10 protein-coding genes are annotated in these 11,711 nt (G+C 45.1%); 4 read left to right on the forward strand and 6 right to left on the reverse strand.

The window, feature by feature from the left end:
* Complete coding sequence (locus tag IJE10_07680; GenBank protein ID MBQ2967977.1) at positions 1–1,605, reverse strand: polysaccharide biosynthesis protein; 1,605 nt, start codon at positions 1,603–1,605, stop codon at positions 1–3.
* Positions 1,606–1,775: 170 nt separating this feature from the next.
* Here IJE10_07680 and IJE10_07685 point away from each other — a divergent pair, with 170 nt between their 5' ends.
* On the forward strand, positions 1,776–1,955 hold the full coding sequence (locus IJE10_07685) for a hypothetical protein (GenBank protein MBQ2967978.1): 180 nt from the start codon (positions 1,776–1,778) through the stop codon (positions 1,953–1,955).
* A 24-nt stretch (positions 1,956–1,979) separates the two neighbouring features.
* Here IJE10_07685 and IJE10_07690 read toward each other — a convergent pair whose 3' ends face one another.
* A complete protein-coding gene (locus tag IJE10_07690) occupies positions 1,980–3,257 on the reverse strand; it encodes a D-alanyl-D-alanine carboxypeptidase (GenBank protein ID MBQ2967979.1) in 1,278 nt (425 codons plus the stop codon).
* Between the two features lie 147 nt (positions 3,258–3,404).
* Between IJE10_07690 and IJE10_07695 the strand changes: the two genes are divergently transcribed.
* The 3 genes from IJE10_07695 to IJE10_07705 all read left to right on the forward strand — a co-directional run bounded on the left by IJE10_07695 (position 3,405) and on the right by IJE10_07705 (position 6,499).
* Positions 3,405–4,091 (forward strand): response regulator transcription factor, encoded by a 687-nt coding sequence (locus IJE10_07695; GenBank protein MBQ2967980.1) that lies wholly within the window; start codon positions 3,405–3,407, stop codon positions 4,089–4,091.
* A gap of 121 nt (positions 4,092–4,212) precedes the next feature.
* Entirely contained in the window at positions 4,213–5,577 is a 1,365-nt protein-coding gene (locus IJE10_07700; protein MBQ2967981.1) for a HAMP domain-containing histidine kinase, read from the forward strand.
* Position 5,578: 1 nt separating this feature from the next.
* Entirely contained in the window at positions 5,579–6,499 is a 921-nt protein-coding gene (locus tag IJE10_07705) for a GerMN domain-containing protein (protein MBQ2967982.1), read from the forward strand.
* Positions 6,500–6,536: 37 nt separating this feature from the next.
* On the opposite strand, the gene IJE10_07710 is transcribed toward IJE10_07705, so the two are convergent.
* The 4 genes from IJE10_07710 to IJE10_07725 form a co-directional block, all read right to left on the reverse strand.
* A complete protein-coding gene (locus tag IJE10_07710) occupies positions 6,537–8,684 on the reverse strand; it encodes a family 16 glycosylhydrolase (GenBank protein ID MBQ2967983.1) in 2,148 nt (715 codons plus the stop codon).
* A gap of 62 nt (positions 8,685–8,746) precedes the next feature.
* A complete protein-coding gene (locus IJE10_07715) occupies positions 8,747–9,637 on the reverse strand; it encodes a polysaccharide deacetylase family protein (protein ID MBQ2967984.1) in 891 nt (296 codons plus the stop codon).
* A gap of 12 nt (positions 9,638–9,649) precedes the next feature.
* Positions 9,650–11,323 (reverse strand): peptidoglycan-binding protein, encoded by a 1,674-nt coding sequence (locus tag IJE10_07720; protein ID MBQ2967985.1) that lies wholly within the window; start codon positions 11,321–11,323, stop codon positions 9,650–9,652.
* Between the two features lie 18 nt (positions 11,324–11,341).
* Complete coding sequence (locus IJE10_07725) at positions 11,342–11,695, reverse strand: hypothetical protein (protein MBQ2967986.1); 354 nt, start codon at positions 11,693–11,695, stop codon at positions 11,342–11,344.
* Between the last annotated feature and the right edge of the window lie 16 nt (positions 11,696–11,711).

Here is an 11,711-nt window from a genome sequence, read left to right on the forward strand (position 1 = left end):
TTAAATAAACCGTCCAATCAGCTTTAAGATGTATTTTGAGCCAGGCATTGCTTCCACGTCCTGCTTTTTCAGTGCACGAAGGGCTACCAGAAGCACAAGATAGGTCACACCGCCTGCGCCAATAGCCACCAGCAGGGACAAATTGCTTCCCAGGAACGGAACAAGCACAAGATTTACATAATATGCCACAACGCCCATCAGCGCAACCGCACAAAGGGTTTTAAGGATAAAGCCCCATCCGTAGTTGGGATGTAAAAGCTTCTGTACAGAAAGCAGGTTTAACACCATAACGGTCAGATAACAAAGCACAGTACCGTAAGGTGCACCATTGATATTGATGCTTGGATTGCCGACCAGAATAAAGTTTACAATGATTTTAACCACGCCACCCAACAGCATATGGATAACAGGTGTCCACACCTTTCCGTTGGACTGTAAAATGGCATTGGAAACCATAACCACCGAAACAAACGCCACACCGTATGCCAGAACGGTTAACATGTCTGCACCGCCCACATCTTTGATGACTAAGTTCAGAATCGGACCTGCCAGCACGGACATACCGATGGCACAGGGCAATGCAAAAAGCAGAGCGATACGGATTGCGGTTTCGGTTGTAGCTTTTGCTTCTGCAAATTTTTTAGCAGTAAGCGCAGTTGAAATTGCAGGCACGACGCTGACACTTAAGGACGCCACCAATGCAGGAGGCAGATTGAACATGGTCATCGCATCGTTATAATACCCCCACATGGTACTGCGTTCTTTTTCAATATATCCCAGACCTTTAAGCAGATTTACAATCATGGTCAGGTCAATAAAGCTTGCAAGGGTGAATACCGCAGAGCCGATGGTAATGGGAACTGCAAGCTTTAACAGCTTTACAAGAATGGTTTTGGAGGGCGAAACAACGCTTCCCTCGGCACTTTCTTTTTCCTTGAGTACTTTTTTGGTGGCGCGGAACTGGAAAAACAGATATACTGCGCCCAAAAGTGCACCGCAGGATACACCTAAAATTGCACCGGCAGCCGCCATGGACTGGGATACGGTGCTTTCGGGATTTGTCTTGTCCAGCAAAACAAATGCAAGGGCAAGACCGATAATCAGCTTACCGCAGGATTCAATCAGCTCAGAGGTTGCGGTTGGAATCATGTTACTCATACCCTGGAACATACCTCTGTACACACTCATGCATGCCACAAAGAACAGACAGGGTGCAAGCGCCATAATGGGTCTCCAGGCTTCCGAAATACCAATACTATTTGCAAAAAGCTTTGCACCAAAGAACAAAATCAAACTGCCGACAATGCCGATCACCAGCAGCAGCTTTTGGGCAATTTTCTGAATTTGCAAAGCTTCTTTAAAATTATTTTTTGCAATGCTTTCCGAAACCATTTTGGAAATGGCAACCGGTAGGCCTGCCGTTGCAATAATAAACAATACATTATAAATGGTATACGATGAGGTATAAATACCGTAGCCTTCACCCGAAAGCACAAAACGGCGGATGGGAATTTTAAACAATGCACCCAGAAGCTTTACCAGCAAGTTGGTAACGGCAAGTATCAGTGCACCTTTTAAAAAGGGTTGTTTTTTTAATTCTGACAAAACAGTTCCTCCTTTAATTTAATCCTTTGATTTCAGATTCTAATATAATATTATAGCAAACTTTTACCGAAAATGCAAATATTTCTTTAAAAACATGTACAAACCTCAGAATTGACAAAAACACGTATTTATGATATGATTAAAAAAAAGCCGAAAGAGGTTGTAAGAATATGGAAGAAATTTGTGCTGTTTGTATATACGGAAAGCCTATGATGGACGGCGAATATGTGCTTTGCCAGAAAAACGGACCCATGCGGGCATCCGCCTCCTGCAAAAAGCAAAAGACTGATTTAACCAAGGTAAATCTGCGTCGCAAAAGAACCATTGCAAAATTTTCTGAAAACGAATGAAAAAACCGCCAAAGGGCGGTTTTTTTATTCGTCATTTGCCTGCATAATTTCACGCTTTTTCCGGCGCAATGCTTCTTTTTTTCTTTGCTTTTTCTGATGGGTAACAGTCCCCCACACAAAAACCACAAGCACAATCAAAAGCAACCAGGTGTTGATGCCGGAAAACAGATGATATATATAGCTGAAAGGCGAAAATCCGATTTTCTTTTCAGACACAATCGGACAGCTTGCAATCCTGTTACCGTTATAGTAATAAGAAACCTCACCCAAGGGCTTGTTTTTTTCAACCGTTGCCTGTAATTTTTCCGGCACATTTACCTTGCTTGTCAGCAATTCTTCATCGTAATCGGAAGGCAGAAGTGCAGCAATATCCTTTTCTGCCACTAAAACCGCCTGGGTCGCAATCGCACCTTTTACAGGCACCTGTTTTATAAAAGCACCTTTTTTTACAAGCACCACCGAGCGGAAGCTGTTAAAGCCATGCTCGAACAGGTTAATCATGTCCTTATATACCTGCGTGGAATCGTCGGGGGTATTGATTACAAAGCCATATATCTGTTTATCGCCCTGCTCTGCCACCGCAATCAGCGATGCACCTTTTCCGCTGAAGGAAACGAGTGCGCCGGTTGCCAGGGAATATGTATAGGATGAATAGGTATAATTGCTCAAAAGATGATTACGGGAGCTGAAGGTGTCCGTTCCGTCTGCAACAGGCAAATCAAACAGCACCGAGCCGATAACTTCCCGATAAAGAGGAAGGCTCATGGCATGCTTTAAAAGCCTGTACAAATCCGATACGGTTGTACCTGCACTTTTATCCTCCCGTCCGTCGGGAGAAGTAAATTTCGTTTTTGTCATGCCAAGGCTCTCAGCTTTTTTATTCATTTCCGCCACAAAGGCTTTTTCAGAACCGCTGTGTGCAACCGCCAGCGTTACGGCAGACGCGTCCGAGTATAAAAGCAGCATGTTCTGCAAATGCTGTGTTACACTGTATACTCTGCCGGGTTCAGACCCCGAAAGATTTCCGAAAGAATTATAAAACACATTGGTTTCTTCCGTGAAAGGCACAGACTGGGCAGGATTCAGTTTTTCAATGGCAAGAACCGCGGTCATGATTTTGGCAAAATCATTGACACCAACATCTGTTTTACAGTTTTCTTCCAGCATAACCGCATCGGTAGAACCGTCCACCAGCATGTAGGTGGGTGCCGTAATGGCATCAATGTTTTTTTGTGAAGCCTCAACCGGCACGGTTTGCAGCAGACATACCATGAGTAAAACAACCGCTATTATTTTACGCACCCAATCCTCTCCTTTCTCTTTTTATCAGTATACCAAAAAAAATACAAAAGTGCAACAGAAATTTTTTAATTTTTCTGTTGCAATTCCGAAACATTTGTTATATAATTGAAATATAAATGAAAATGTTTAATTTGCGGGAGGAAAAGCATGAAAATCTTAATTGTTGATGACGAAAAATTACTGGTAAAAGGTTTGAAATTCAACTTTGAACAGGACGGGTATACCGTTCTGACCGCTTTTGACGGTGAAGAAGCGGTACGCCTTGGCAGAGATAAAACCTTAGATATTATTGTGCTGGACCTGATGCTCCCGAAAATGGACGGCCTGACCGTTTGTCAGAAAATCCGCGAAACCTCCAATGTGCCGATTATCATGCTCACCGCCAAAAGTGATGACATGGACAAAATCATGGGACTGGAATACGGTGCGGATGACTATATGACAAAGCCTTTTAACATTTTAGAGCTTAAAGCCCGCGTAAAGGCTGTACTGCGCCGTAAAGGCAAGCCGGCTTCTCAGGAAAGCGCAAAAACTGCAGATGACAACAAGGGTGTTGTGTTGAACAAATTCTCCCGCAGTCTGAAAGTGGACGGACACGAAATAGAGCTTACCGTAAAAGAATATGCGATTATGGAACTGTTTATCGCAAACCCCGGCAGAGTGTATTCCAGAGACGATTTGTTAGACATTATATGGGGCTACGATTACCCCGGTGATGTGCGTACGGTGGATGTGCATATGCGCCGTCTGCGTGAAAAGGTAGAACCCAATCCCGCATCACCCAAATATATCCTGACCAAATGGGGGGTAGGTTATTATTTTAAAGAAGCGTAAACCAAAGGTTCAGAAGAATGTTGCTTCTGCGAAAGAAAACAAAAAACAAAATACTGCAAAAAATAAAAAGCCGCGTACCACCCGTACGCGGCTGATTGTAACATATCTGGCAATTGTTGTCATGACCCTTTTGTTTATCTCCACTTATATTCTGGCGGCAATCAACGAGCATCTTTATAACCAGAGAAAAATGGAGCTTTTGGCAAATGCGAACGTTGTGGCAAATGTTATCAGCGAGTCGGTAAAGACAGATGCAAATGATATCGCCTGGACTGTTTCCCGTCTGAAGGTGGACGACACCACCCGTATCATTGTAACCGACCATCTGGCACGGGTAATTTACGATACCGGTGACTACGGCGACATCCGCGGGAAAATCCTGATGAAAGAAGAAATCATGTGTGCCTTAAACGGTCAGGACACGGTAAACGTTGACCAGGACAAGGAAATCGGTGCTGTGGTTGAGGGTGCGGTTACCGTAATTTCAGATACGGAAACGGTCGGCACTGTTTACATTTCCGAAACTGCACAGGACACCGAGGATTTTGTGGCAGACATCCGCTGGATTTTAATTGCCATTTCTATTGTGGTTTGCCTGCTGGTCGGTGTTTTGAGCTGGGTGATGGCAGACATCATCATCAGCCCCATTGAAAAGCTGACCAAATTCATGTCTGACTTTGACTTAAGTAAAATGGACGAACGTTTTCCCGTGACCGGAAAGGACGAAATTGCGGAACTCGGCAAAGCCTTTAACAGCATGGCAGACCGTGTGGAGGACATGGAAGAAAAACGCCGTATTTTCGTTTCCAACGCATCTCACGAGCTGAAAACACCGCTTAGCTCCATCAAATTGCTTTCCGAATCGATTTTATCCATGCAGACCGGTGAGGATACCTATATTACAGAATTTATGACCGACATCAACGGCGAAGTAGACCGTCTGGCACGTATTGTAGACCGTCTGCTGACTTTGACAAAATTAGACGCAGGTACTGAGCCGTTAGAGCTGAAAATGGCATCGGTAAACACGCTTTTAGAGCGCATTGTGCGTGCTTTAAAGCCCCAGGCGGACTTAAAAAACATTGCCATTGCAGTGGTTGAGGACAGTGAAGTGTTTGCGGAAATGGATTTGTCCAAAATGTGGCAGGTGGTTTATAACCTGACCGATAATGCCATCAAATACACCCCTGCTGGCGGTGTGGTAAAGGTGCTGTTGCACAATCAGGGAGATTTTTGCCGTATCAACGTAATTGATAATGGTATCGGTATTCCAAAAAAAGACGCCGAACACATTTTTGACCGCTTCTACCGCGTAGACAAAGCCCGTTCCCGGGAAAGCGGCGGTACAGGTCTTGGTTTGTCTATTGTAAAGGATATGGTCGAGCTGCATCAGGGTAAAATCATGCTGGATTCGGTAGAGGGCGAAGGCTCTGATTTCAGCATTGTATTTCCCAAAAAGCAGCACCGTGAAACTGAGGAGGGATAAAATGAATAAAACCTTAAAACGTATAACTGCTATTGTTCAGGTTCTGCTCTGTCTGGTTGGCATAACTGCCTGCACACCTAAAGAACCCACACAAAAGGTTAATCTGTATTATCTGGACGAAGCAGGCACAATTTTAGAAGCCGAAACCCGTGAAATTCCCAAGACTGCGCATCTGACCGACACTGTCGGAATTGTCATGGCAGAGTTGTTAAAAGGGCCTGAGTCGGAATTTCTGCATTCCCCTTTCCCGGAGGGTGTGTCTGTAAACAGCCTGAACATCAACAATCGTATGGTGACTCTGGATTTTAACAGTAAGTTTGTGTTTAAAAAAGAAAGCGAAGCGCTGTTTGCGCGCACATCGCTGGTTCGAACCCTTTGTGATCTGAGCGGCATTGACCGGGTAAAGGTTACGGTTGCAGGAAAGCCCTTAACCTCTGTAGACGGCACCAAAATCGGCATCCTGCAAAAAAGTGATATTATAGATGATTCCGAGCTGGTGGTTGCGGATTACAAAGCTGTTGTGCTGTATTTTGCATCGGCAGACGGGCAGCATCTTGTTCCCGAATACAGAACGGTTATTGTTAATGCAAAAGAAAGTCTTGAAAATGTTCTGGTTAATGAACTGATTAAAGGCCCCGAAAATGACCATTTAAGCAAAACCATTCCGCAAGAAACAAAAGTGCTGAGCATTGAAACCAAGGAAGGCATTTGCTTTGTAAACTTAAGCAAGGAATTCAAAACCGCACATCCGGGCGGATCAATGGAAGAAACCATGACCATTTATTCTATTGTAAACACGCTCACGGGACTGCCAAACGTACAGAAGGTACAGTTTTTAATTGAGGGACAGAAAGAAGAAGAATACATTCATTTTGTATTCAACGAACCGTTCCTGCCCGACAAAGCTTTAATTAAGCAATAACAAAAACCGCATTGCAAAACGCAATGCGGTTTTTCTTTTAATATAAATATTGATTCAAATCCGTCAGCACCGATTCATCCTCGATCTCCGAATCGGTCAGCAAAATGATGCCGTCGCTGTAGTAAACATTTTTGCCAAAGGCTTCGGCTAAAGCACGTACCGGAACATAGGTGCGTGCCATTTTGTTTTCAGGCGGTGCATCCAGCGGTAAAACTTCGCCGTCTATCGCGTACTGCGGAATGTCGGTTGCAAACAAAAGGGTTTTGCCTTTAAGCTCAATTTTAATTTCATCTGTACCGCCCAGAATACCGGGGGTGCCCACATAAGAAACGGTTGCGCCTATAGACTCTGCGATAAAGCGAAGCGGTATTAAGGTGCGGTCTTTATCGTTGATATAAGGAACCGCGCTTTTGTTGTCCGGGTCAATGAATCGCTTGGAAAGGTTTGCATACGCAACATTTTCCGAAAGCTTTAAAACCAGACCCTGACTTGCAGAATATGCGCCTGCCGGGACAATTCGCGCGCTGTCGGCACGAAGATATCCGGCACCGTTTCGCTTTAAGGAAACGGTAACCTTATCCCCTTTTTTCAGGTTGTAAACACCTAAATTTTCCATACCCGGCTCGGTGTTTAGTAAATCCAAAGTAAATTCTTTTATCTGTTCGCCGTTTATGTATACAGCGCCCTTGGCTTCTTTATTGCTGTTGTCATAGCTCATGCGGTACAATTCAAGCAGATACTTTGCATTTTCGGTTGCCACCAGGTTCCACTTGACTTCCGAATCCTGTGCATTTGCGTATGCCGACTGTGCTGTAAACCCTTTTATGCTGGATTTTAACCAGTTGCCACTCATTTCAATATCGGAGCTTCCGCTGTTAATATCGTAAAGTGCCACTTCTCCCGGAATCTTTGTTGTCCGACAAGGGTCAATGGGCACCTTGCGGTTAAATTCGTCGGTCCCGTCAAAGCACACAAACGAAACATCATCCAAGTATACATCCCCCTTACCCTCAGCAGAAAGACTGATATACGCACGGTTATCGGTAATCTCTACCTGCTCCATATTGATGATTGCAAAGTCCTCGCCCGTGGCTGTGCTGAAAGAAAACGCCTCGTCATTGACCTTTGCGGTAAGCTTTGTGAAATCCTCGCACTGCACATAAAATGAGAGCTGATACGTACCGTTTGCGATATAATTCAGATCCTGTGCTACCGTACCGCTTTTCTCAATTTTCAAAGCACCTGTACCTGTTCGGATATGTGCATCTTCTGTTTCTACAGAAATGTTATTGCTGTTTTTCGGTTCTAACCAGGATGCCGGCGTATCTAAACGCATTTTAGAAATGTCTGTGGTGTAGTTGACGCGGTTGTTATCATCAAAAGAGGGGTTTACAATGATATTTTCCCCTTTTAAAGGCATGGTGTAAAAGCGGAAATAATCCCAGACCGATTCACCGGGTAGCTTTTTGTCATCAATCTCGCCGCTGAGTTCTGTATTGGCAAGAGCTGTCAGCCACAGATTCGGTCTGCCGTACATTTCCGCATCCCTGGATTCACCGATTTTTTCACCGTTTAAATACCACACAATGCGGTCAGGCAGGTATTCACAGCCTGCTACAAAATAGTCTTTTGCGGCATCGGTAAGGTTTCGGAACAGATATCCACCGTCCGCAGTCTGCACCCATTTCCGCGGACCTGCCAGATGTCCGCCCAGCCAGTAATGCAAATTGGGTGCAATATTTGTGGTATTGTTGGAGTCTACTTCATAGATATCAATTTCAATAGACGAGTTAAAAGCAGGTGATGTAATGCCGTCTCCGTTTACGCCTGCTGTCCAGAATGAGGAATGCAAGCCTCCCGTTCCCCCGAACAGCTTAGAGCGCACCTCATAATAGCCGTAGCCTAAGCCGAAGTTTGTAATCACCCCGCCCCCGCGATAGTCGCCATGGGATTTTTCAAAGCCGATATGTAAATTGCCGTCCGAAACGGTAACCATGGCAGGGTCGTTATAGCCTCCACGGGTTTTTACCCCTTCATTACGGTAGTGCCAGTTTTCAAGATTCAGCTCTTTGCCGTCAAATTCATCCGCAAATGTAAGACTATAGCCTTCTCTTGGCGGTTCTGCAAAAGCTGTAATGCCAAAACAAAGCACAAACAGCATGCAGAAAAGGAAACATTTTTTCATAGGTACACCCCACTTCTTTTGTTTGGCATCAGTATACCAAAATGCATGTTAAAAGTCAAGGGCTACATTTCTGCCTCCAAACGGGAAAAGAGTTTAGTACGGTCACCGTTTCCGTCCCGGTTATACCGCTTTAAATCCTTAAGTGTGCTTTCTTTGTTGATATAATTCATCCCCTCTTCACAGCCAAGGGTTACCTTATAGCCCATGCTTTCGACCACCTTTCGGCTTTCATTATTTACAGAGCCGAAGGGATACGCAAAAGCATCTGCTGGTCTTTTAAGTTTTTGCTTCATGGTTTCCTGCATTTTTATCAAATCGTCATGCAGGATGTTCTGATAATACGCAACATCCTCGCCTTTATTACGTAAAATGCCATGCCGTGCATTCCAGTCGTGCATGCCGTAAGAATGGCTCTGGATATCCACCAGTCCCGAATCCTGCATTTCCTTAAGCTGTGTCCAGGTGGCATGGGAATAATTGTTGTTCAGCACCTCCCCCTCTTTGGAATAGGCATCTGCAAAGCACCCCACCACAGACAGCACCGCTTTCATGTTATATTTTTTCAAAAGCGGAAACAGATAGGTGTAGTTATTATAATAGCCGTCATCAAAGGTAAGCATGATGGGCTTTTGGGGAAGCGGTACATCCTGTTCCTTGTAGGCAATCAAATCCTGCACCGTAACCGTTTGATACCCTCTGTCTTTCAGATATTCCAAATCCTTTTCCAGCTCACTTGGCAATATGACGTATTTTCCCACCCGATTCGGGTTATCCAGCACCGAATGATACATTAAAACGGGCAGACGTATATCTGTTTTGGCAGGCAGTTTTGCCGTTTCCTCGGTTTGCATGCTCAGGGCTACAAGCCCCAATGACAGCAAGCACAAACAGCCGATAAAAAACACATATTTTTTCGTTTTGGGCATTAAATACCCTGCGATTCTCTTTTTCATGATTTTCTCCTTTTAATCCTGCTGCGTGCGGATATAGTCCATGGTATTAAAATCGGTTTCACCCGTTTCGGGCAGACCTGCAAGACGTTGTACCGCCTTTACGGCACGGACTGTACTTTGGTCGTATGCCGACTGGGGAAATACATCGGGAACAGATTCTTCCGAATAGGACAGCTGACGGATACCGTCATGCAGATGGTAAATGGGATTGCCGGTGGTTTGCCCTGTGCGTTGCAGTTCTTCATCCCGCATGCCCTCTTTTAACACATAGCCCGGATACTGCAAAGCTTTTGGTGAAACGGAAGATTGAAAATCCAGATCCTGCTCGACGATCAGACGATAGGTGTTTTCATCCACCACGCCTGTGACGGGTAAATCGTTTGCCCGTTGAAATGTCATAACCGCCATGCGGGTTTTCTGTCCGAAATTTCCGGTGACCACCAAGGTCGGAATGAGCGGATATCTGCTTTTTAAGCGGTTTAACTGCTCCTGAAGTTCCTCTACTGAGCCACCCGTATCCCCCAGCTTTAAAGGAAGCCGTACCGATTCTAAAAAGGTGGTTTCGATTTCTTTGCGCTCATCCTGCAGGATGCCTGCATACACTCTGTAAAGGGTATCCCAGGTATTTGCATCCACCGCTCCGGTTTGCGGTAAATCAAACTGCTTCTGGAACTGCAGAACACTGTTTTCGGTACTCGGACCAAAAACACCGTCCACAGCAACCGGTGGCACAGTCGGATAAAAAGCGGCAGCCCAGCTTAGCCAGTATTGCAAAATCCGCACCGAATCGCCTGTATCTCCCTGTCCGAATCCGCCGGAGGAAGCACCGTTTGCAAACACTTCTGCAGTCATATCTGCAGGATATTTGGGATAGGTGTTCAGCAAAATGCCCTCGGAGGTCAGCTCGGTTAAATCCTTGATGCCCACATACAAAAACTCTAATTTGTACCAGGTCTGCTTGCCCACCACCCCGTCGGCGGTCAGCCCGAAAATGCTCTGGAATTTACGCACCGCCTCTTCGGTTTCTTCATCAAACACGCCGTCTACGGGATAGACTTTGGGAATGGCGGGGTAATTGTCCGAAATGCGGTTTAACAACACCTGAATCTGATATACCGCTTCGTTGCTGTCTCCTAAACGCAAGGGTGTGCCGGGATAGGCTTCGGTCAGCATCCCCACCGGTGCATCGTACACAATTTCAATATCATCACCGTAATAATACTTTAAAATGTCCAAAACACCGTAATTCTGATTTGCCAGATCCACCGTTCCCCATTGGGATAACCCTTCGCAGGTTACGGTGGTGCCGTTGCAGAATCGGGTAGAAAGTGGCTCTAAGCGCCCTACCACACGCACATAATTGTTAAACACCTCATCCACAAGGTTGGAAATGTTTTCAAAAATATTTCTGCCCTCCACATAGCTCTGGTCAATGGAGGTGGAATTGGTGATGTCAAAATTATAGCCCTGCGACCGGTAAAACCGAAGATAAATGCGGTTTAAGGCAAAGGAGATGATGGCATAAATGTTAGCAAGCAGCGATGCTTCCGGCCAGGTGGGATAAATTTCACTGGAGGCTACATTTTTGATGTAGTCCGGAAAGGTGACCGTCACATTCTGTGCAGAAGCCTCCGGTCTGCCTAAGTGCACAACAATGGTTTCGGGAACTGTAATTTTATCAGGCATAGCTTACAAAACTCCTTTCTATAAATTTTGTTGCGTAAAGTCGTAGGTAATGGTACCGCCGCCGCCGTTTTCGGGAACGGGAAGCATCTGTACCTTCTGCAGAGTGGTTTCACCGGAAAACACCTGCACGTTTTTCAGCTCAATGGTAAAATATCCTTCTTTTTCAAGAGTCATATCAAGCAAAGTAAAGGGATTTACCGCGCCGGGTGATTCACTTAAAATTTTATCGGGTGCATCCACGTCGATACTTTGGGTAAAACCATTTTCATCGGTAACAAGGCGCCTGCCGTCCGAAAGGGTGATGACGGTATCCGCAACGCCAAAGCTTTCCCGACTGACATAGGTTTGTACAATCAGATAACCTTTTTCCATAAATTAACCTCCAATA

The sequence above is a fragment of the Clostridia bacterium genome (genome assembly GCA_017410375.1).
GTDB lineage: Bacteria > Bacillota > Clostridia > RGIG6154 > RGIG6154 > RGIG6154.